The organism is Diaphorobacter sp. LR2014-1 (assembly GCF_002916785.1).
Taxonomy (GTDB): Bacteria; Pseudomonadota; Gammaproteobacteria; order Burkholderiales; family Burkholderiaceae_C; genus Diaphorobacter; species Diaphorobacter nitroreducens.
Genome location: NZ_MTBE01000012.1, coordinates 51,454 through 72,230 on the forward strand (window position 1 = coordinate 51,454; position 20,777 = coordinate 72,230).

Here is a 20,777-nt window from a genome sequence, read left to right on the forward strand (position 1 = left end):
TCTGGATGCGAAATATGGCCCTGGCGCTTGTACTGCAAGCGCTGGCAGCTATATTTTTGGTAGCTAATGCGCAAACCATCCGTGTGGCCAACCAGGGCGATGCGCTGTCGATGGACCCCCATGCGCTCAATGAATCGCTGCAGCTCAGCCTGACCGGCAATGTGTACGAGCCTCTGGTGGGACGCAACAAAGATCTGAGCCTGGTGCCTGCGCTGGCGCTGGCCTGGCGTGCGACCACCCCCACCGTGTGGCGCTTCGAGTTGCGCCGCGGCGTGTCCTTCCACGACGGTGCGCTTTTCACGGCCGACGATGCGGTGTTTTCGCTGCGGCGCGCGCAGTCCGAAGGCTCGGACATGCGCAGTTACCTGAGCGGCGTGCGCGAGGTGCGCAAGCTGGACGCGCACACCATCGAGATCGAAACCCGCGAGCCCACGCCGCTGCTGCCGGCCCTGCTGTCGCACGTCTACATGCTGAACCAGCGCTGGAGCGAGGCGCAGGGCATCGCGCAGGTAGGCGACGCGCGCGGGGCCGCGGGGCACGCCGCCGCGCTGCGCGCCAATGGCACGGGGCCGTTCCGCCTGGCCGAGCGTCGCCCGCAGCAGCGCACCGTGTTCGAGCGCAACATGCGCTACTGGGGCACCATCGAGAGCAACGCACGCCAGATCGTCTTCCTGCCCATTCCGGACAACGAGGCGCGCGTGGCCGCGCTGCTGGCCGGCCGCGTGGACGTGATGGAGCCCGTGCCGGTACAGGACATCGAGCGCGTGAGCGCCGCCGGACTGGTGCGCGTGGTCACGGGGCCCGAGCTGCGCACGCTGTTCCTGGGCATGGACCAGCACAGCGACGAGCTGCCGTACGCCAGCGTGCGCGGCGCCAACCCCTTCAAGGACCGGCGCGTGCGCCAGGCTTTCTACCAGGCCATCGACATTGATGCGCTCATCAAGAACGTGATGCGCGGCGCCGCCACGCCCGCCGCGCTCATCGTGGGACCGGGCGTCAATGGCTTTCAGCCCGACGTCAAGCGGCTGCCGCACGACGTGGCGGCCGCGCGCGCGCTCATGGCGCAGGCCGGCTATGGCGAGGGCTTCGCGCTCACGCTGGACTGCCCCAGCGACCGCTATGTGAACGACGCGGCACTGTGCACCGCCATCGCTGCACAGCTGGCGACCCTTCAGGTGCGCGTGACGGTGCGCGCGGAGCCCAAGGCGCAGTACTACCCGCGCATCCTGCGACGCGACGCGGGCTTCTACCTGATGGGCTGGACGCCCTCCACCTACGACGCACACGGTGCGCTGAACGCGCTGGCGGCCTGCCCGCGCGGCGAAGGCGCGGGCCACTTCAACCTGGGGGGCTATTGCGACCCGCGGCTGGATGCGCTGCTGCTGCAGGTCCAGACGCAGACCGACAAGACCCGGCGCGACGCGCTGCTGCGCGAGGCTTTGCTGCTGCAGGCCGCCGACATTGCCTACATCCCGCTGCACCAGCAGGCCCTGGCCTGGGGCGTGTCCAAGAAGATCCGCCTGGTGCAGATGGCCGACAACACCATGCCTTTCAAGTGGATGGGCGTGGGCCCCTGACCGTACGACCTTGCCGCCTTCTCCTTTTTTGCCTGACCCCTCGCCCATGAAACAAACGCTCTTGCGCTGGTACGACAGCGACGTGGCCCACAGCTTTCGCACCTCGCCCGTGGCCATCATCGCGGCGCTGATTGCCGCCGTGTGCGTGTTCTGCTCCATCTTTGCCGGCTGGGTGGCGCCACACAACCCGTTCGACCTGAGCACGCTGGAGCTGTCGGACGCGCGCCTGCCGCCCGTGTGGCAGGCCGAAGGCACCTGGAAGTACGCCCTGGGCACCGATGACCAGGGCCGCGACATCCTTTCGGCGCTGATCTACGGCGCGCGCATCTCGCTGGTGGTGGGCCTGGCCTCCGTGGCGCTGTCGGTCGTCGTGGGCGTGGCGCTGGGGTTGGTGGCGGGCTTTCGCGGCGGATGGGTGGATGGCGTGCTCATGCGCCTGTGCGACGTGATGCTGTCGTTTCCCGCCATCCTGATCGCGCTGCTGATTGCCGGCGTGGGGCGTGCGGTGTTCCCCAACGCGCCCGATTCGCTGGCCTTCGGCGTGCTGATCCTGTCGATCTCGCTCACGGGCTGGGTGCAATACGCGCGTACCGTGCGCGGCTCCACGCTGGTGGAGCGCAACAAGGAATACGTGCAGGCCGCGCGCGTCACCGGCGTGTCGCCGCTGCGCATCATGCGCAAGCATGTGCTGCCCAATGTGCTGGGGCCGGTCATGGTGCTGGCCACCATCCAGGTGGCCACGGCCATCATTACCGAAGCCACGCTGTCCTTCCTGGGAGTGGGCGCGCCGCCCACGTCGCCCTCGCTGGGCACGCTGATCCGCATCGGCAACGACTACCTGTTCTCCGGCGAGTGGTGGATCACTGTCTTCCCCGGCGTGATGCTGGTGCTGATCGCGCTGTCCGTGAACCTGCTGGGCGACTGGCTGCGCGATGCACTCAACCCGCGCCTGCGCTGAAATGGAACACCTCCTGAGTCGCTTTGCGCCTTCTCCCCGCTCTCGCATGGCTGCGCCATGCGGGCAGGGGGGCGCAGCCCTCGCTGCGGCGCGGCCGGCCCGGACCCTTGCTCGGCTGCCCTCGTTATGGGGGCGCCCGTTTCATGCAATGCGGGCGGCGCGCACCGCACTGGATAACTGATATGTCACTTCTCGAAGTCCACAACCTCGTCGTCGAATTCCCTGGCCGCCGCGGCACGCTGCGCGCGCTGGACAACGTGTCGTTCTCCATCGCGCCGGGCGAGATCCTGGGTGTGGTGGGCGAGTCCGGCGCGGGCAAGTCGCTCACGGGCGCGTCCATCATCGGTCTGCTGGAGCCGCCGGGGCGCGTGGCCTCGGGCCAGATCGTGCTGCAGGGCCAGCGCATCGACAACCTGCCGCACGAGCAGATGCGCCACATCCGCGGGCGCAAGATCGGCGCGATCTTCCAGGACCCGCTGACTTCGCTCAACCCGCTGTACACCGTGGGCCAGCAACTGGTGGAGACCATCCTCACCCACCTGCCCATGAGCGCCGCGCAGGCGCGCCAGCGGGCCATCGACCTGCTCAAGGACACCGGCATTCCCGCGGCCGAGCAGCGTATCGACCACTACCCGCACCAGTTCTCGGGCGGCATGCGCCAGCGCGTGGTGATTGCCCTGGCGCTGGCGGCCGAGCCGCAGCTCATCGTGGCGGACGAGCCCACCACGGCGCTGGACGTGTCCATCCAGGCGCAGATCATCCAGTTGCTCAAGAGCATCTGCAAGACGCGCGGCGCGGCCGTGATGCTGATCACCCACGACATGGGCGTGATCGCCGAGACCTGCGACCGCGTGGCCGTGATGTACGCCGGCCGCGTGGCCGAAATCGGCCCCGTGCACGAGGTCATCAACCAGCCCGCCCACCCCTACACCGCCGGCCTCATGGCGTCCATTCCCGACATGGAGCAGGACCGCGAGCGCCTCAACCAGATCGACGGAGCCATGCCCCGCCTGAACGCCATTCCCGAGGGCTGCGCCTTCAACCCGCGCTGCCCGCGCGCCTTCGACCGCTGCCGCCAGGCGCGCCCCGACCTCATGCCCGCCGGCGCTACGCAGGCCGCCTGCTGGCTGCACGACGTGACGAGCGAGGTGGCCGCATGAGCTCCACGACGACCACCACCGCACCGCTGGTGCAGGCGCATGACCTCGCCAAGACGTTCGATGTCTCCGCGCCCTGGCTCAACCGGGTCATCGAGCGCAAGCCGCGCGCGCTGCTGCATGCGGTGGACGGCGTGGGATTCACGATCGAGCGCGGCAAGACGCTGGCCCTGGTGGGCGAGTCCGGCTGCGGCAAGAGCACCGTGGCGCGCCTGCTGGTGGGGCTGTACGAGCCCACGCGCGGCGGCCTCACCTTCGACGGGCAGGACGCGCACGCCGCTTTCAAGGGCAAGGATGCGCGCGCCATGCGCCGGCGCATCCAGATGATCTTCCAGGACCCCTATGCCAGCCTGAACCCCCGATGGCTGGTGGAGGACATCATCGGCGAGCCCCTGCGCGAGCATGGTCTCATCACCGACGCCGCACAACTCAAGAAGCGCGTGGGCGAACTGCTGCAGTCCGTGGGCCTGTCGCCGCTGGACATGGCCAAGTACCCGCACCAGTTCTCGGGCGGGCAGCGCCAGCGCATCTCGATTGCGCGTGCCCTGGCCACCGAGCCCGAGTTCCTGGTGTGCGACGAACCCACCAGCGCGCTGGACGTGTCCGTGCAGGCGCAGGTGCTCAACATCATGAAGGACCTGCAGCGCCAGCGGCAGCTCACCTACCTGTTCATCAGCCACAACCTGGCCGTGGTGCGCCACGTGAGCGACCAGGTGGGCGTGATGTACCTGGGCCGGCTGGTGGAGCTGGCCGACAAGAAGGTGCTGTTCGAGAACCCGCGCCACCCTTACACGCGCATGTTGCTGGACGCCATCCCCAAGATGCACGACACCGGCCGCGCGCGCACGCCCGTGCAAGGGGAGGTGCCCAACCCGCTCAACCCGCCGCCGGGCTGCGCGTTCAACCCACGCTGCCCCTACGCCAACGACCGCTGCCGCACCGAGCGCCCCCAGCTCATCGATGACGGCGGCACGCGCGTGGCCTGCCACGGCGTGCAGGAAAAACGCATCCCGTTGGCGGAGTTGGCGGTATGAGGGTTCGGTAGAAAAACGGCCCTAACGCTTGTGCAGCAAGCGGTAAATGCTCTTTTTATGTGAGCAAAAAGGGGCCGCGCGGCCCCTGTTTCACGGGCGCGCGCGTGGGGCTTTCACGGCGCTGTCATCCTTGCTTCCCACCATCTCCACTCTGTAACGATTCAACAGGGAGCGAGAACATGGGTTCGTGGATGCAATGGGCCAACAAGCCCTACGGGCGGCGGGTGCGGATGGGCGCGGTGGCGCTGGCGGCGTGTGGCGTGCTGGCGGCATGCGGTGGCAACGATGACGACGAGGCTCAGCCGCTGGAGCTGACCGTCCTGCACATCAACGACCACCACTCCACACTGGACGCCAAGTCCAAGACGCTGAAGCTGTCCACGGGCGGCGCCGCGCCTGTGGACGTGGCCGTCGACGCCGGTGGCTTTGCGCGCGTCACAGCGGCCTTCGACAGCCTGGCCAAGGCCGCGGGCGCCAACGTGCTCAAGCTGCATGCGGGCGACGCGCTCACCGGCACGCTGTACTTCAACCGCGCGGGCGCGGACGGCGAGGCCGATGCCGCGCTGATGAACACCGTGTGCTTCGACGCCTTCACGCTGGGCAACCACGAGTTCGACAAGGGTGACGCGGGCCTCAAGGGATTCCTGGACCTGCTCAAGAAGGGGTCCTGCAAGACGGCGGTGCTCAGCGCCAACGTGAAGTTCGGTGCCGGCTCGGCGCTCAACGCCACCAAGGCGCCCGGTTACGTGCAGCCTTCCACCGTGGTGGAGCGCAGCGGCCAGAAGATCGGCATCGTCGGCCTGACGATTGCGGGCAAGACCAAGGCCTCGTCCAGCCCCGACGCGGACACCACCTTCGAGGACGAAGTCGCGGCGGCGCAGCGTGAGATCGACAAGCTGCGTGCCCAGAGCATCAACAAGATCATCGTCATGAGCCACGTGGGCTATGGCTACGACAAGGAAATCGCCGCCAAGCTCAGCGGCGTGGACGTGATCGTGGGCGGCGATTCGCACACGCTGCTGGGCCCCGACGCGCTCAAGACCACGGGCGTGGGCACGCCCAGTGGCGCCTATCCCACGCGCGTGACCGACAAGGACGGCAAGAACGTCTGCGTGGTGCAGGCCTGGGAATACGCGCAGGTGGTGGGCGAGTTGAAGGTGCGTTTTGACGGCAAGGGCGAGGTCACGCAGTGCAGCGGCACGCCGCATGTGCTGATCGGTAGCGACTTCACCATCAACAAATTGCCCCCGACCGATGCCGAAAAGAAGGCTATCGATGCGGACGTGGCAGCCAAGGGCTTTCTGCGCGTGACGCAACCAGCCGCCGCCGCCACCACGGCGCTGCAGCCGTTCAAGGACCGCGTGGCCGTTTTCAACAAGACCAACGTGGCGGTGGTGCCGAAGGAGTTGTGCTTCCGCCGCGTGCCGGGCAATCCCGGCTCGGGCGGCTCCAGCCCCACATGCAACGCCGAGGGCAGCGTGCATCTGCGCGGTGGCGACATCCAGCAGCTGGTGGCGCAGGCCTACGTGGACGAGGGCAATGCCAAGTACGGCGGCGCCGACATCTCGCTGCAAAGCGGCGGCGGTGTGCGCATTGCGCTGGACGGCACGGTGACAGCAGCGCAGGTGATCCAGGTGCTGCCCTTCGGCAACATGCTGTTCCGTCTGGACGTGACCGGCGCGGAGGTGAAATCCATGCTCGAAGACGGCCTGGAGGCCGTGTTCAAGGCGGGCGGCTCGACCGGGCCCTATCCCTATACCGGCGGCCTGCGCTTCGACGTGAACGCCTCGGCCGCCTTCGGCCAGCGCGCCTCCGGACTCGAAGTGCGCAATGCCGCCACCGGCACCTGGGGGCCGATCGATCCGGCCAAGACCTACAGGCTCTTCGTGTTGAGCTTCAACGCCACGGGCGGCGACGGCTACAAGACCCTGGCGGCCGTGCCCGCGGCGCGGCGCCTGGACATCGGCGTGCTGGATGCCGATGTCTTCTTCAGCTACATCGACAAGCAGCCGCGCGACGCCGCCACCGGCCTGCCCGTGCTGAACCGGCTGCCGCACGAGCTCTACAGCACCAAGAGCTTCGCGGGGCAGTGACGGGACCCGTGAAGTGAACGGCGGGAATGCGCGGGCATACTGACGCTTTCCCGTCAACGAACCCCAGGAGTACCGCGCATGACCGCCTTCACCCTCACCAGTCCCGACATCGCCGACGGCAGCACCATTGCACAGAGCTTCGAGTTCGACGGCTTTGGCTGCAGCGGTCGGAACCAGTCGCCCGTGCTGCGCTGGAGCGGCGCGCCCGAGGGCACGAAGGGCTTGTGCGCCCAGCATGGGCGCACTCCTACGGGTGAAAGTCCCGTCGTAAGTTGATCACAGCGAACGAAGTGAAGCGCAACTGCGCAAGGGTGACCGAGCGTGGAGAGGAAGCGTGGAGCGTAAATCGTGAGCCGATGGACAAAAACCACATAGAAGGCACTGCGGAGCAGGGTGAGCGGGCAAGCCGCCGCGAAGCTCTTGTGATCAAGGCGAAGTGGTGTAAATGTGGCGGCTGTGCGATGAAGGAGTGTGTTCTTACCTGGGGAGACCTCGCCTTGATCCTGAAAGGGTAACGGCGTCGAGCCGGAGCGAGGAGTCAGCAGAGGTCGTAGTAGCCGGAGTTGCGGGGCCGATGAGGCTAGAAGTTAAACGGCGAAGGGCCGAACGAGAGGAAGTGTTTGCAAACCATGCCGATGCTGGATGCCATGCGCCAGAAGCCTGCGCAAGCGGGGCGGGATGCCACAACCCGAGGTGAAGCCTCGGACGGGGCGTGCCGTGGCGAAGCTGACGGCCCGCGGCATGACAAGAGCGGCACAGGGTCAACGCTGCTGGAAGCGGCGTTGACGCGAGAGAACCTACAGCAGGCATTCAAACGAGTGCGGGCAAACAAGGGGTCAGCGGGTGTTGACGGACTGGATATAGACCAGACGGCACGCATGCTGGTCACCGAGTGGCCCCGCATTCGAAGGGAACTGCTGCGGGGAACGTACCGGCCCAGTCCGGTACGACGGGTGACGATCCCGAAACCGGACGGAGGCAAGCGCGAGCTTGGAATCCCGACGGTGACGGATCGGCTGATCCAGCAGGCGCTGCTACAGGTGTTGCAACCGCTGCTCGATCCCACCTTCAGCGAGCACAGTTACGGATTCCGGCCTGGACGGCGGGCGCATGATGCGGTGTTGGCCGCGCAGTCGTTCGTGCAGTCGGGGCGGCACGTGGTGGTGGACGTGGACTTGGAGAAATTCTTCGACCGAGTCAACCACGACATCTTGATTGACCGCCTGAACAAGCGCATCAACGACGCCGGAGTAATCCGGCTGGTGCGGGCGTACCTGAACGCGGGGATCATGGATGGCGGGGTGGTCATGCAACGGCACGAAGGCGCACCGCAAGGCGGGCCGCTGTCGCCGCTGCTGGCCAACGTCCTGCTCGACGAAGTGGATCGGGAACTGGAGCGAAGAGGCCACTGCTTCGTGCGCTACGCCGACGACTGCAACGTGTACGTGCGCAGTGCGAAGGCAGGCGAGAGGGTGATGGCCTTGCTGCGTCGACTCTATGGACGGCTCAAGCTGAAGGTCAACGAGGCAAAGAGTGCCGTGGCGCCGGCGTTTGGACGCAAATTCCTTGGGTATGCCCTATGGCGGAGACGGGATGGAGCGATCAGGCGCACGGTAGCGGCCAAGCCCCTGGCGGCGTTCAAGCAGCGCATCCGAGAAGCGACGCGGCGCAAGAGCGGACGCAGTATGCAAGCAGTGGTCAACGGGCTGCGCCCCTACCTGCTGGGATGGAAGGCGTACTTCAGCCTATCGCAAACACCAATTCTCTGGCGAGAGCTCGGGGCTTGGCTGCGTCATCGGTTGCGGGCTCTCCAACTCAAGCACTGGAGGAGCGGCAGGACGATGTATCGTGAACTGCGTGCTTTGGGTGCCAGTCACAAGACAGCCATCCTCATTGCGGCCAACAGCCGCCGATGGTGGCATAACAGTGGCGCGCTCTTGAACTACGTGCTCACGCTGAACTGGTTCGACAGGCTGGGCCTACCCCGTCTCGCTTAACCTCAACCACTCGAACCGCCCGGTGCGGATCCGCATGCCGGGTGGTGTGGCAGGGGTGCAGCCCAAGGGCTGCCCCCTATGCCGATTGCCGTGAACGTGTACGACCCCGACGCGCCCACGGGCTCGGGCTTCTGGCATTGGTATGTGATCGATCTGCCGGCTTCGGTGAGTGAGCTGCCCGCCAACGCCGGCGCCAAGGGCGGCGCCCACCTGCCGGCTGGCGCGCGCCAGATCCGCAACGACTACGGGCAGTACGCCTGGGGCGGGATGTGCCCGCCGCCGGGCGACAAGCCGCACCGCTACATCTTCACGGTGCATGCGCTGTCGGTGGAGCGCATCGATGTGCCCGACGACGCCCCTGCCGCGCTCGCCGGCTTCATGGTGAACGCCCACACCCTGGCCAAGGCGAGCTTCACCGCCACCTACGGGCGCTGAAGCGGCGCTCTGAAAAAGAGAGCTGCTACCGCTTGCCAATGCTTGATTTCAGATGCTTTTGTTTCTGAAGTCCAAGCAGGGCAGGCGGTAGCAGCTATTGTTTTTGTGCTTCGCCATAGGGCGCACGGCATGGAACTGGCGCGCCCCATCCCAGCAACCGCCGCGCAGCGGGCTTGGCCCGGGCGCTGGCGGTGTCCCCCCTCCCGTAGCGCAGCGCGTAGAGAGAGGGGGAAGCGGCGCAGCCGCTCAGGGGGGTGCCCTCAGGTATACCGCTTGGCCCTCAGGTTGTTCTTCATCTGCTGCAGCACCGGCTGCAGCGGCTCGCCGATGCGCAGCGCCACGCAGGTGGCGACCACGTCGATGATGAGCAGGTGCAGCAGGCGCGAGACCATGGGGCTGTAGCGGTCGTAGCCCTCGGGGTGGTCGGCCGCCAGGTGGATGCGGCAGGTGTGTGCCAGCGGCGAGCCGCTGGCGGTGATGGCGATGGTGGTTGCGCCGTTCTTGCGCGCGATGTCGGCTGCGTCCATCAGGTCGCGCGTGCGGCCCGAGTTGCTGATGATCACCGCGCAGTCGCCCGGGCCCAGCAGCGTGGCGCTCATCACCTGCATGTGGCCGTCGCTGGTGGAGATGCTGGTGATGCCTAGGCGAAAGAACTTGTGCTGCGCGTCCTGCGCCACGATGCCGGAGTTGCCCGCGCCGTAGAACTCGATGCGCCGCCCCGTCTGCCAGGTGCTGGCGATGGCCTCGGCCGCACGCTCCAGCGCATTGGTACTGGCGGCGCTGCGGTACTGCAGGAAGGCGGCCACGGCGTTGTCCACCACCTTCACCAGCACGTCGTTGGTCTTGTCGTCGGCGTCCACGCTGCGGTGGATGAAGGGCACGCCCTCGCTCACACTGCCGGCCAGCTTGAGCTTGAAGTCCGCCAGGCCGTCATAGCCCATGCTGCGGCAAAAGCGCACCACTGTCGGCTTGCTGACGCGCGCGCGCGCGGCCAGCTCGCGCACCGGCAGGTGGGCAAAGGCGCGCGGGTCGTCCAGCACGAGTTGGGCCACGCGCTGCTCGGCGGGGGCGAGCGAGGGCAGGGAAGCGGTGATGCGGTCTAGCATTCTTCCATCCAGGTGTGTCCTTCGCGGGCCACCAGCGCGCTGGCGGCGCTGGGGCCCCAGCTGCCAGCGGCATACGGGCGCGGGCCTTCGCCACGGGCGTCCTGCTCGGCCCAGGCCTGCATGATGGGTTCCACCCAATGCCAGGCGGCTTCCTGTTCGTCGGCGCGCACGAACAGATTCAGGCGCCCGGCGATCACGTCCAGCAGCAGCCGCTCGTACGCGCCCACGCGCTGGCTGCCAAAGCGCTGGTCGAAGTCCAGGTCCAGCTGCACGGGCGCCAGCGCCTGGGCTTCGGAAATGCGCATGCCGCGCTTTTCCTGCCCCGCGGCAAACAGGTGCAGCGCCAAGCCGTCGCGCGGCTGCAGGTGGATCACCAGGCGGTTGGCCGCGCCCAGCGGCGTGCGATAGATGGCGTGGGGCGTGGGGCGGAAGTTGATGGCGATGTGTGCCTCGCGCGCGGCCAGGCGCTTGCCGGTGCGGATGTAGAACGGCACGCCCGCCCAGCGCCAATTGGCGATCTCGGTGCGCAGGGCGACGAAGGTTTCGGTGGTGCTGCCGGGCGCCACGCCGTCCTCGTCGGCATAGGCGCGCACGCCCTCGCAGGCCGTGGTGCCGGTGGAATACTGGCCGCGCACCACGTCCCGCAGCAGCGTGGCGGGTGTCCACGTACTCAGCGAACGCAGCACCTTGAGCTTCTCATCGCGGATGGCATCGGCATGGGCGTTGATGGGTGGCTCCATGGCGATCGCGCACAGCAGCTGCAGCGCGTGGTTCTGCACCATGTCGCGCAGCGCGCCGGTCTGGTCGTAGAAGGCGCCACGCTGCTCCACGCCCAGCTGCTCGGCCATGGTGATCTCGATGCTGGCCACGGTCTCGCGCCGCCACAGGGGTTCGAACAGCGCGTTGCCAAAGCGCAGCGCCAGCAGGTTCTGTACCGAGGGCTTGCCCAGGTAGTGGTCGATGCGGAAGATCTGCCGTTCGTCGAACACGCTGCGCACCGCGGCGTTGATGGCACGGTTGGAAGCCAAATCGTGCCCCAGGGGCTTTTCCAGCACCACGCGGGTGGCGGGCGTCGCCAGGCCGGCAGCGCCGAGCTGCTCGCAGACGGTGGTGAACAGCGCGGGCGCGGTGGCCAGGTACATCACCACCGTGTCGGCATGGCGCTCGCGCAGGCGCCGCGCCAGCAGGGCGTAATCCTCTGGCTGGGACAGATCCATGCGCTGGTACTGCAACAGCGCGGCAAAGCGTTCGAATTCTTCGTCGCTGGGGCGTTTTTCTCCCTCCACATCGGCAAAGCGCCGGGCAATCAGCGCGCGGTAGTCGTCGTCGCTCAGCGCGTCGCGCGCCACGCCGATGATGCGCCCCTGCGGCGGCAGCGACCCGTGGCGAAAAGCCTGGAACAAGGCAGGCAGCAGCTTGCGCCAGGCGAGGTCGCCCGTGCCGCCGAAGAGGACCAGATCAAAGCTCATGAGCCAGCTGCGGTGATGTGTAGAGGGTTGATCGATGGGAAAACGGTGCCCGCATGTGGTCCGTATCCAGTGCACGATGTTATCGAGTTTCATGGTCGGCATTGACCGATACGGGACGGGCCGTGGCCGCGCATACACTTGCCGGTTACGCGCCGGGGCTGGGCTCCCCGCGCCTTTCTCCCTGGACAACACGCCATGAACCAACTCGACGCGCTCAAGCAGTACACCACCGTGGTGGCCGACACCGGCGATTTCAAGCAGCTGGCCCAGTTCCAGCCGCAAGACGCCACCACCAACCCCTCGCTGATCCTCAAGGCCGTGCAAAAGCCCGAGTACGCGCCGCTGCTCAAGGACTGTGTGACGCGCTGGCATGGCCGCGCCATCGACGAGCTGATGGACCGCCTGATCGTGCGTTTCGGCTGCGAGATCCTGTCGATCATCCCTGGGCGCGTGTCCACCGAGGTGGATGCACGCCTGTCGTTCGATACCGCGGCGACCGTGGCGCGTGCGGAGCGCATCGTGGAGCTGTACCAGGCGCAGGGGCTGCACATCGACCGCGTGCTCATCAAGATCGCCGCCACGTGGGAGGGCATCCAGGCCGCGCGCCAACTGGAGCAGCGCGGCATCCATACCAACCTTACGCTGCTGTTTTCGTTTGCACAGGCGGTGGCCTGTGGTCAGGCGAAGGTGCAGCTCATTTCGCCCTTCGTCGGACGCATTTACGACTGGTACAAGAAGCAGGCCGGCGCAAACTGGGACGAGGCCGCCATGGCCGGCGCCAATGACCCGGGCGTGCAGTCCGTGCGCGCCATCTACAACCATTACAAACACTTCGGCATCGGCACCGAGGTCATGGGTGCGAGTTTTCGCAACACCGGGCAGATCGTCGCGCTGGCGGGCTGCGACCTGCTGACCATTGCCCCCGAACTGCTGGCCCAGCTGGCCGCCAGCAATGCTCCGGTGGCACGCGTGCTCGACCCCGAGGCGGCACGCCGCGTCGCGCTGCAACCCGTGCAGTACGACGAGGCGGGCTTTCGCTATGCGCTCAATGCCGACGCCATGGCCACCGAGAAGCTGGCCGAAGGCATCCGCGCATTTGCGGCGGACGCGGCCAAGCTGGAACAACTGATGCAAGCCGCTGCATGAATTTTGACGATCCCCGCACCCGCTGCGACCACACGACCGCGTGGCAGCGCCTGCGTGCCCATTACGAAAGCGCCGGCCGCAGCTTCGACCTGCGCGCCGCATTTGCGCAGGATGCGCAGCGTTTCGAGCGCTTCAGCCAGGACGCTCCGCATGTGTTTGCGGACCTGTCCAAGAACCTGATCGACGCGCCCACCGAAGCGCTGCTGCTGCAGCTGGCGCGTGAATGCGGCGTGGTGGCCTACCGCGATGCGATGTTCGAGGGCCGGCCGATCAACAACACCGAGCAGCGCGCGGTGATGCATTGGTTGTTGCGAAAACCGGCTCCAGGGCATGCAGGTCAAGCGCAAGCAGCTATCGATACAGTAGCGCCTGAAATTGCCTCTGCCTTGCACGACGTGCACGCCACGCTGGAGGACATGCTGGCCCTCGCCGAGCGCGTGCGCGCTGACGACGGCATCACCGACATCGTGAACATCGGCATCGGCGGCTCGGACCTGGGGCCGGCGATGGTGGTCAAGGCACTGGACGACCTGCGCCACCCGGGCAAGCGCCTGCACTTCATCTCCAACGTGGACGGCATGGAGCTGGGCAGCCTGTTGCGCCAGTTGCGGCCCGAAAGCACGCTGTTCCTCATTGCGTCGAAGACCTTCACCACCGCCGAGACCATGTCCAACGCACAGGCGGCGCGTGCATGGTTCCTGGACCAGGGCGGCAGCGAGGACGCGCGGGCGCGGCTGCCGCTGGCGCGCCATTTCTATGCACTGACGACCAACCTGGAAGCGGCGGCGCAGTTCGGCATCACCACCACGTTGGGCTTCTGGGACTGGGTGGGCGGACGCTATTCGCTGTGGTCCGCCATCGGGCTGCCAATTGCCATTGCCGTGGGTGCGCCGCACTTTCGCGCACTGCTGGCGGGTGCACATGCGATGGACGAGCATTTCCGCACCGCGCCGTTGGAGTCCAACCTGCCCGTGCGGCTGGCGCTGCTGGACCTGTGGTACCGCAATTTCCACGACTTCTCCAGCCGCAGCATGGCACCTTATAGCCATGGCCTGCGCCGCCTGCCCGCGTACCTGCAGCAACTGGAGATGGAGAGCAACGGCAAGGGGGTGGATGCGCACGGCCAGTCGCTGCCCTATGCCACTTCTGCCGTGGTCTGGGGCGAGCCGGGCACCAATGGGCAGCATGCGTTCTTTCAGATGATCCACCAGGGGCCCGACACCGTGCCCGTGGAGTTCATCGCGCTGCGCGAGCCGGGGCGTGATTTGCCGGACCAGCACCCGCGTCTGGTGGCCAACGCTTTGGCCCAGGCCCGGGCGCTGATGATGGGACGGCCCGAAGAGGCCGACGGACACCGGCGCTTCAGCGGCAACCGGCCGAGCACATTTCTGGTGCTGGAGCGTCTGGACCCAGCGTCGCTGGGCGCGCTGATCGCGCTGTACGAGCACCGCGTGTTCACCAGCGGGGCGCTCTGGGGCATCAACAGCTTCGATCAGTGGGGTGTGGAACTGGGCAAAGGCATCGCCAAGGATCTGGAGCCGCGTCTGGCCACGGGGGATGTGCAGGGGCTGGACCCGTCCAGCGCGGGGCTGTTGCGCCGTCTGGCGGCCTGAAACGGGGTGCGCTTCCTGCTCTGACGGGGCTCAGGCGCGCGCTGCCTGGGGCATGGCCGGCGCATCATCTAGAGGCGCCGGCTGGAGTTCTGGAGCCAGGGCGACCCGGTTGCGGCCCTGGTCCTTGGCGGCGTAGAGCGCCTGGTCGGCACGCTCCAGCGTTTCCTGGGGTGACGAATGGGGCAGGTGCAGCGCCAGGCCGGCGGACATGCTCAGGCGCAGGCCCGGCGGTGCGTTGGGCACGGGCAGGGCAGCGATGGCTTCGCGCGTGCGCTCCAGCAGGGTCTGGGCGCTGCGTGGTTCGATGTCGCTGAGCAGCAGCAGGAACTCGTCGCCGCCCCAGCGCGCCAGCACATCGGTTTCGCGCACATTGGCGCGCAGGGCGTCGGCGAACACCCGCAGCACATGGTCGCCCATGGCGTGGCCGTGGTGGTCGTTGACGCGCTTGAAATGGTCCACATCGATCATGGCGAACAGCAACGTGCCCTGCCCCCGGCGGCGCCGCCGGCACTCCAGCTGGATCAGCTCGACCATGGCGCGGCGGTTGTACAGGCCCGTGAGCTCGTCGCGCATGGCCAGCGCCCGGTTTTCCGCGAGGGCTTCGGCCAGCGCCTCACGTTGCCGGTCCAGGCGCTGGCGCATCTGCTGCACGCGCAGGTTCACCACCATGCACCCGGCCAGCACGATCAGGATCATGGCTGCGTAGGCGCCATCCATGACGTCGAACGTCGTTGCGTAGAAACGCGGCGAGACGACCACCGCCACCGAGAACGCCGCCATCGCGTAGAGCCCAATGCCCACGACCTGGCGCGGTGGCAGGCCCAGCGCACCGAAGAACAGGATCATGGCCAGCATGGAGGGCACCACGCCTCGGCCTTCCCCTGCCAGCACATAGGCCACGGCGCCGCTGGTGATGGTCCACGCCATTTGCACCAGGGTCAGAGACGGATCGCGCAGCCGCTCGGACCAGCCGGTGCGGATCAGCAGCGTGATGACTGCGAGCCCCCCCACCGAAAGTGCCGCCCACCACCGCACAGCGTCCAGGTGGTGGTTTGCGCTGGGGTGGTGCAGCAACAGCATCACCAGGGCGCTGGAGCTCATCAGCAGCAGCGCGAGCAGCGCCATGCCGACGCGCACACGCCGGTAGGGGTCGCGGGAGAGGAGGCAGGGAAAGAGACGGCGAGGGGTCGTGTGCATGGCGGAGGCTCCTGCGAAGGGCCGTGCGATGGCGGTACGGCCAGAGTGAACCGCTAGCAATGAATTACTAATATTTACACATAAATACAATTATGCAAGGAGCGCAAAGCTTGCTTTTGTGTAGGGGTATTGGGGAAAGGCGGGCCAGATCCGCGCGCAGTGCGCCGCGGAAGGTCACCCGCCACACACGCAGGCGAAAAAAAACCCGCAAGCACTGCTTGCGGGTTGGGTGCTGCCTGCGCCATCAGGGCGCAGGCGGGGCCCAGGCAATTACATGCCCATGTCACCCATGCCGCCGGGCATGGCGGGGGCTGCGGACTCGTCCTTCGGCGCCTCGGCCACCATGGCTTCGGTCGTCAGCAGCAGAGAGGCCACGGAAGCGGCGTTCTGCAGGGCCGTGCGGGTCACCTTCGTGGGATCCAGGATGCCCATTTCCAGCATGTCGCCGTAGGTGTCGTTGGCTGCGTTGAAGCCGTAGTTGCCCTTGCCGTTGAGCACTTCGTTCACCACCACCGAGGGCTCGCCACCAGCGTTGGCCACGATTTCGCGCAGCGGAGCTTCCACAGCCTTGAGCACCAGCTTGATACCGGCATCCTGGTCGACGTTGTCACCCTTGACCTTGTCGCCCACGGCTTGCTTGGCGCGCAGCAGGGCCACGCCGCCACCGGCCACAATGCCTTCTTCCACGGCAGCGCGGGTGGCGTGCAGGGCGTCTTCTACACGGGCCTTCTTTTCTTTCATCTCGACTTCGGTGGCAGCGCCCACCTTGATCACGGCCACGCCGCCGGCCAGCTTGGCCACGCGCTCTTGCAGCTTCTCACGGTCGTAGTCGCTGGTGGCTTCCTCGATCTGGATGCGGATCTGCTTGACGCGGGCTTCGATGTCGGCAGCGGCACCAGCACCGTCGATGATGGTGGTGTTTTCCTTGCCCACTTCGATGCGCTTGGCCTGGCCCAGGTCGGCCAGCGTCACCTTCTCCAGCGTCAGGCCCACTTCCTCGGCGATCACCTTGCCGCCCGTCAGGATGGCGATGTCTTCCAGCATGGCCTTGCGGCGGTCGCCGAAGCCGGGCGCCTTCACGGCCACGACCTTCAGGATGCCGCGGATGGTGTTCACCACCAGCGTGGCCAGGGCTTCGCCTTCGACATCTTCAGCGATGATCAGCAGCGGACGGCTGGCCTTGGCGACTTGCTCCAGCGTGGGCAGCAGGTCACGGATGTTGCTGATCTTCTTGTCGAACAGCAGCACGAAGGGGTTGTCCAGGATCGCGGCCTGCTTTTCGGGGTTGTTGATGAAGTAGGGCGACAGGTAGCCGCGGTCGAACTGCATGCCTTCCACGACGTCCAGCTCGTTTTCCAGCGACTTGCCGTCTTCCACGGTGATCACGCCTTCCTTGCCCACCTTGTCCATGGCGTCGGCAATGATCTTGCCCACGGACTCGTCGGAGTTGGCGGAGATCGAACCCACCTGGGCGATTTCCTTGGAGGTGGTCGTGGCCTTGGAGGCCTTCTTCAGCTCTTCCACCAGGGCCACCACGGCCTTGTCGATGCCGCGCTTGAGGTCCATGGGGTTCAGGCCGGCGGCCACGTACTTGGAGCCTTCGCGCACGATGGCCTGGGCCAGCACGGTAGCGGTGGTGGTGCCGTCACCAGCGATGTCGTTGGTCTTGGAAGCCACTTCCTTCACGAGCTGCGCGCCCATGTTCTGCAGCTTGTCTTTCAGTTCGATTTCCTTGGCCACGGACACGCCGTCCTTGGTCACCGTGGGGGCGCCGAACGAGCGCTCCAGCACCACGTTGCGGCCCTTGGGGCCCAGGGTCACCTTGACCGCGTTGGCCAGGATGTTCACGCCTTCAACCATGCGAGCGCGGGCTTCGCCGCCGAACACTACGTCTTTTGCTGCCATTTTTGGCTCCTACAAATTTGAATCAAATGGGCTGCCAACGCTGGTCTATCAAGCGCAGGCAGCTATGAAAAATGAGTTGACCGGAAGGGATTACTTCTCGACGACCGCGAACAGGTCATCTTCCTTCATCACCAGCAGCTCGTCGCCATTGACCTTCACGGTCTGGCCGCTGTATTTGCCGAACAGCACGCGGTCGCCGACCTTCACGTTCAGGGCGATCAGCTCGCCCTTGTCGTTCTTCTTGCCAGGGCCAACGGCCAGCACTTCGCCTTGATCGGGCTTTTCCGCAGCGTTGTCGGGGATCACGATGCCCGAGGCGGTCGTGGTTTCGCTTTCGATACGTTTGACGATCACGCGATCGTGCAGGGGGCGAAGATTCATTGCATCTCTCCTGATAATAAAAAGGATTGCGACATCAAACAACGCGCCCTCAACGCGGGCGCAGGGAACTGACACAGCGGTGTTGTTAGCACTCATCTGTTTCGAGTGCTAATGATAGAGGCATTCGTGACAGTTTCAAGGCCGCAGTGTCGGCAGGGCCTGCGATCAAGGTGCGGAAGTGCGGAGGGCAGCCGCACTTCTCCGTCCGCCTCAGTGGACTGTGAGGCGCAAGAAGTGGTCCAGCATGTGGAAGTGGTCTTCAAAGAACGCTTCTTCCATGCCCGCGAGCCGGTCGATGGCCACCCACTCGGCATGCGCCGCGTCGTCAGCCGCCTGCACCGGGGGCAGCGGAGCGTCCTGCAGGTCGAAGTAGTGCGCGTGGGTGATGGTGCGGCCGCGTTGGCTGCGGTCGGGGTGGTCGAACACCGTCACACTGCGCAGCGCCGCGCGCAGCGTGGCCTCGGGCAGGGCGCAATTCGTTTCCTCTGCCAGTTCACGCAGGCAGGACTGCCACAGCGTCTCGCGTTGTTCGATGAAGCCGCCGGGCACCGCCAGCAGGCCACGCCCTGGTGCGTGGGCGCGGCGGATGAGCAGCACGTGGTCCTGGCAGCGCAGTACCGCGTCCACGGTCACAAACACGGGCGGGTAGGGCGCCGTTGCCCAGGCGGCGCGGTAACCGCGCAGCATCTGCCATTCCTGCTGCAGTGTGGCGAAGTGCGGCGTGTGTGCGAATTGCTCCAACAGCGCTTGCGTGGCGGGCGGCAGCATGGGCGCCAGCGGCTGCAGCGCATGGGCCACGGTGGCGGGTGTGGCGCCGAAGTAGGCGTCGCGGATGGCGGTCGCGTCGATGCGGCCCTGGCGCTCCATGCGTATCAATTCCCAGCCCGGAAAGGCGCTGAGGTAGCTGCTCGTGGCGTCCTTGAAATGGCCGACCAGCCCCACGCGCGCCTGCGGCGGGCTGTGGTGCGCCACCGCGTTGCGCACGGCCTCCACCCACACCGCCTCGTTGTAGTAGTCGCGCACCGGCAGCACGGTGAGGCGCGTGCGGTCGCCCTCGGGCAGAGCACCGCGCAGCATGGCTTCGCGTTCGTGCCAGGTGAACGGGTTCTTGGGTGTGCGCGCCTGGAAGGCCGAGCCGACGATGACGATGACCTGCCGCGCCTGCACCAGCGCTTCGCGCAGCAGGGCGAGATGGCCGGTGTGGACGGGCTCGAAGCGGCCGATGAGGATGGCGGTGTCGTACATGCGGCGATTCGTGTGTTCTCAAAAAAGTGAGCTGCTCGCGCTTGATGGATAAGCGCTAGAGGCAAATTTCGCTTGAAGTCGCCAGCCGTGCACCCTGGGCGTGCATCGCCTCCAGGAAGGCCTCATGCTGCGCCTCGAAGCCGGCCACGGGGCTCATGCAATCGGTAAGCAGCACCAGGCGCCGCGGGCTCCACCCGGGGTGCAGGCGGGCCAGGTGCTGGATGATGTGCTCGGTGGTGGCGCGCACGCAGTGGCTGCTGGCCTCGCCTGCGATGAGCAGCAGGTCTGCGCTGGCCAATTGGTCCAGCAGATGGGTGTTCAGGGCGGTGTGCGGGTCGGCCGCGTCGGGTACTTCGGCCTGTACGGCGCTGTAGTGCTCGGTCCAGGGGCTCATGCCCTTGAAGACGGACTGCACGGCGCGCAGGCGATGCGCCTGCCAGTCGCTGCACGCGGCCAGCACGTCGGCATGCACGCCATGGCCCCAGCTGCCGATTTCGCAATGCACGGGCCAGACCATGAGGGTGTAACGGCCCTGGGTTTCCAACGTGTCCAGGTAGTCCAGTGTGCGCGCCAGCGCGGCAGGGTCACGCGGCGCAAACGCACCCGCGCGGACCTGCGCAGCGGTGATGGCGGTGAAGGGCGCCACCGCGCCCCCGTCGCTGCGCTGCCAGTAGGCGGGGTGCGCCACGTCGTACTGCTGGTGCGAGTCGAGGGTGACAGTGATGTGGTCGATACCTGCCCCCTGCGCGCGGATGAACGCTGCCAGGCGCTGCATGTCCGCATGCGCGCCGGGAACGGGCAGCGCCGGGGCGGTTACCGCGCCGCTATGGGGATCGCGCGAATGCCACGCGGCGGGCAGATCGCAGAAGTCGTTCTGAGGATCGATGGCGAGCAGGTGAACGGTGCGTGTCATGGCGCGGATGCGAGCGTGCAGGGCCTGCAGTGTAGGCAACTGCGGGGCCGCATCCGGCCGGCACCGCTATTTGATGGCTTTGCGCGCGGCCCCGATACCCAGCAGCGCGAGCACCACGAACAGCACGGCCAATACCAGGAACACCACGAACAGCACCTTGGCGATGGCGGCCGAGCCAGCGGCCACGCCGGTGAACCCGAGCGCGCCGGCGATGAGCGAAATGATGGCGAAGATGATCGCGTACTTGAGCATGGGATAGGCCTCCTTGAGATGGGCCGCCGGCGGGTGCGGCGGCTGGGCATCAGAGTAGGGGCGCTGGCGCAGGCGCTCCGTCATCTGGCGAAACCGCAGCGTGTAGGAGGGTGTTGACAGTGCTGCCGGTTATCGCAGCGCATGCAGCGCCACGCCGCCGGCGATCGGCGCGCACACTAAGAGAGGAATCCGGCCCTGGGTTGAGTGCCAGGAAATGCACGCCGGCAACAAGAAGAAACTGTTCCAACGTCCTTACCCTTGTGTTGGCGCGGTGCGCAAAGGCGTGCCGCGCGGGGCGC

16 protein-coding genes and 2 pseudogenes are annotated in these 20,777 nt (G+C 66.7%); 10 read left to right on the forward strand and 8 right to left on the reverse strand.

Translation table 11 applies throughout. The features are described 5' to 3' along the window. Positions 1–5 precede the first annotated feature (5 nt). From BV908_RS10860 to BV908_RS10905, 8 genes and pseudogenes are all read left to right on the forward strand, one after another. Positions 6–1,577: an ABC transporter substrate-binding protein gene (locus tag BV908_RS10860; RefSeq protein WP_103738135.1), complete on the forward strand. Its 1,572-nt coding sequence runs from the start codon at positions 6–8 to the stop codon at positions 1,575–1,577. A gap of 46 nt (positions 1,578–1,623) precedes the next feature. After that, positions 1,624–2,535: an ABC transporter permease gene (locus tag BV908_RS10865; protein ID WP_011804140.1), complete on the forward strand. Its 912-nt coding sequence runs from the start codon at positions 1,624–1,626 to the stop codon at positions 2,533–2,535. A gap of 182 nt (positions 2,536–2,717) precedes the next feature. Further along, a complete protein-coding gene (locus BV908_RS10875; RefSeq protein WP_012655671.1) occupies positions 2,718–3,695 on the forward strand; it encodes an ABC transporter ATP-binding protein in 978 nt (325 codons plus the stop codon). Further along, positions 3,692–4,726: a dipeptide ABC transporter ATP-binding protein gene (locus BV908_RS10880; RefSeq protein ID WP_047350968.1), complete on the forward strand. Its 1,035-nt coding sequence runs from the start codon at positions 3,692–3,694 to the stop codon at positions 4,724–4,726. Before BV908_RS10875 ends, BV908_RS10880 begins: the two co-directional genes overlap by 4 nt. 179 nt (positions 4,727–4,905) lie before the next feature. Then, positions 4,906–6,819, forward strand: a complete 1,914-nt coding sequence (locus BV908_RS10885) for a 5'-nucleotidase C-terminal domain-containing protein (protein ID WP_103738136.1) — start codon at positions 4,906–4,908, stop codon at positions 6,817–6,819. Between the two features lie 78 nt (positions 6,820–6,897). Next, positions 6,898–7,038: pseudogene (locus BV908_RS10890) on the forward strand (phosphatidylethanolamine-binding protein); the annotation flags it as partial. 410 nt (positions 7,039–7,448) lie between these two features. After that, positions 7,449–8,816, forward strand: a complete 1,368-nt coding sequence (gene ltrA, locus BV908_RS10900) for a group II intron reverse transcriptase/maturase (RefSeq protein ID WP_103738138.1) — start codon at positions 7,449–7,451, stop codon at positions 8,814–8,816. A gap of 87 nt (positions 8,817–8,903) precedes the next feature. Continuing rightward, a pseudogene (locus BV908_RS10905) lies at positions 8,904–9,251 on the forward strand (YbhB/YbcL family Raf kinase inhibitor-like protein); the annotation flags it as partial. Between the two features lie 260 nt (positions 9,252–9,511). On the opposite strand, the gene BV908_RS10910 reads toward BV908_RS10905, so the two are convergent. After that, the gene (locus tag BV908_RS10910) at positions 9,512–10,357 is read right to left on the reverse strand and encodes an SIS domain-containing protein (protein ID WP_012655673.1); all 846 of its coding nucleotides are present in this window, start codon (positions 10,355–10,357) and stop codon (positions 9,512–9,514) included. Further along, on the reverse strand, positions 10,351–11,826 hold the full coding sequence (gene zwf / locus BV908_RS10915) for a glucose-6-phosphate dehydrogenase (protein WP_103738139.1): 1,476 nt from the start codon (positions 11,824–11,826) through the stop codon (positions 10,351–10,353). Before zwf ends, BV908_RS10910 begins: the two co-directional genes overlap by 7 nt. 195 nt (positions 11,827–12,021) lie before the next feature. Here zwf and tal point away from each other — a divergent pair, with 195 nt between their 5' ends. Beyond that, the gene (gene tal / locus BV908_RS10920; protein WP_103738140.1) at positions 12,022–12,972 is read left to right on the forward strand and encodes a transaldolase; all 951 of its coding nucleotides are present in this window, start codon (positions 12,022–12,024) and stop codon (positions 12,970–12,972) included. Next, entirely contained in the window at positions 12,969–14,585 is a 1,617-nt protein-coding gene (gene pgi, locus BV908_RS10925; RefSeq protein ID WP_103738141.1) for a glucose-6-phosphate isomerase, read from the forward strand. Before tal ends, pgi begins: the two co-directional genes overlap by 4 nt. Positions 14,586–14,615: 30 nt before the next feature. Here the strand turns inward: pgi and BV908_RS10930 are convergent, their stop codons facing one another. From BV908_RS10930 to BV908_RS10955, 6 genes are all read right to left on the reverse strand, one after another. Beyond that, a complete protein-coding gene (locus tag BV908_RS10930) occupies positions 14,616–15,782 on the reverse strand; it encodes a GGDEF domain-containing protein (protein WP_103738142.1) in 1,167 nt (388 codons plus the stop codon). A 270-nt stretch (positions 15,783–16,052) separates the two neighbouring features. After that, a complete protein-coding gene (gene groL, locus BV908_RS10935; protein ID WP_103738143.1) occupies positions 16,053–17,687 on the reverse strand; it encodes a chaperonin GroEL in 1,635 nt (544 codons plus the stop codon). A gap of 90 nt (positions 17,688–17,777) precedes the next feature. Continuing rightward, the gene (locus tag BV908_RS10940) at positions 17,778–18,068 is read right to left on the reverse strand and encodes a co-chaperone GroES (RefSeq protein ID WP_011804151.1); all 291 of its coding nucleotides are present in this window, start codon (positions 18,066–18,068) and stop codon (positions 17,778–17,780) included. A gap of 210 nt (positions 18,069–18,278) precedes the next feature. Further along, positions 18,279–19,313: a bifunctional nicotinamide-nucleotide adenylyltransferase/Nudix hydroxylase gene (locus BV908_RS10945; RefSeq protein WP_103738144.1), complete on the reverse strand. Its 1,035-nt coding sequence runs from the start codon at positions 19,311–19,313 to the stop codon at positions 18,279–18,281. A 55-nt stretch (positions 19,314–19,368) separates the two neighbouring features. Beyond that, positions 19,369–20,226, reverse strand: coding sequence for a cysteine hydrolase (locus BV908_RS10950; protein ID WP_103738153.1), 858 nt, complete (start codon positions 20,224–20,226; stop codon positions 19,369–19,371). A gap of 66 nt (positions 20,227–20,292) precedes the next feature. Beyond that, complete coding sequence (locus BV908_RS10955; protein ID WP_011804154.1) at positions 20,293–20,478, reverse strand: DUF1328 domain-containing protein; 186 nt, start codon at positions 20,476–20,478, stop codon at positions 20,293–20,295. Between the last annotated feature and the right edge of the window lie 299 nt (positions 20,479–20,777).

Coding starts and splice junctions, on each gene's coding strand:
- BV908_RS10955 (WP_011804154.1), bottom strand. CDS start 20,478: ATGCTCAAGTACGCGATCATCTTCGCCATCATTTCGCTCATCGCCGGC.
- BV908_RS10950 (WP_103738153.1), bottom strand. CDS start 20,226: ATGACACGCACCGTTCACCTGCTCGCCATCGATCCTCAGAACGACTTC.
- BV908_RS10880 (WP_047350968.1), top strand. CDS start 3,692: ATGAGCTCCACGACGACCACCACCGCACCGCTGGTGCAGGCGCATGAC.
- BV908_RS10940 (WP_011804151.1), bottom strand. CDS start 18,068: ATGAATCTTCGCCCCCTGCACGATCGCGTGATCGTCAAACGTATCGAA.
- pgi (WP_103738141.1), top strand. CDS start 12,969: ATGAATTTTGACGATCCCCGCACCCGCTGCGACCACACGACCGCGTGG.
- BV908_RS10865 (WP_011804140.1), top strand. CDS start 1,624: ATGAAACAAACGCTCTTGCGCTGGTACGACAGCGACGTGGCCCACAGC.
- BV908_RS10885 (WP_103738136.1), top strand. CDS start 4,906: ATGGGTTCGTGGATGCAATGGGCCAACAAGCCCTACGGGCGGCGGGTG.
- tal (WP_103738140.1), top strand. CDS start 12,022: ATGAACCAACTCGACGCGCTCAAGCAGTACACCACCGTGGTGGCCGAC.
- BV908_RS10860 (WP_103738135.1), top strand. CDS start 6: ATGCGAAATATGGCCCTGGCGCTTGTACTGCAAGCGCTGGCAGCTATA.
- BV908_RS10930 (WP_103738142.1), bottom strand. CDS start 15,782: ATGCACACGACCCCTCGCCGTCTCTTTCCCTGCCTCCTCTCCCGCGAC.
- BV908_RS10910 (WP_012655673.1), bottom strand. CDS start 10,357: ATGCTAGACCGCATCACCGCTTCCCTGCCCTCGCTCGCCCCCGCCGAG.
- BV908_RS10945 (WP_103738144.1), bottom strand. CDS start 19,313: ATGTACGACACCGCCATCCTCATCGGCCGCTTCGAGCCCGTCCACACC.
- BV908_RS10875 (WP_012655671.1), top strand. CDS start 2,718: ATGTCACTTCTCGAAGTCCACAACCTCGTCGTCGAATTCCCTGGCCGC.
- ltrA (WP_103738138.1), top strand. CDS start 7,449: ATGCCGATGCTGGATGCCATGCGCCAGAAGCCTGCGCAAGCGGGGCGG.
- zwf (WP_103738139.1), bottom strand. CDS start 11,826: ATGAGCTTTGATCTGGTCCTCTTCGGCGGCACGGGCGACCTCGCCTGG.
- groL (WP_103738143.1), bottom strand. CDS start 17,687: ATGGCAGCAAAAGACGTAGTGTTCGGCGGCGAAGCCCGCGCTCGCATG.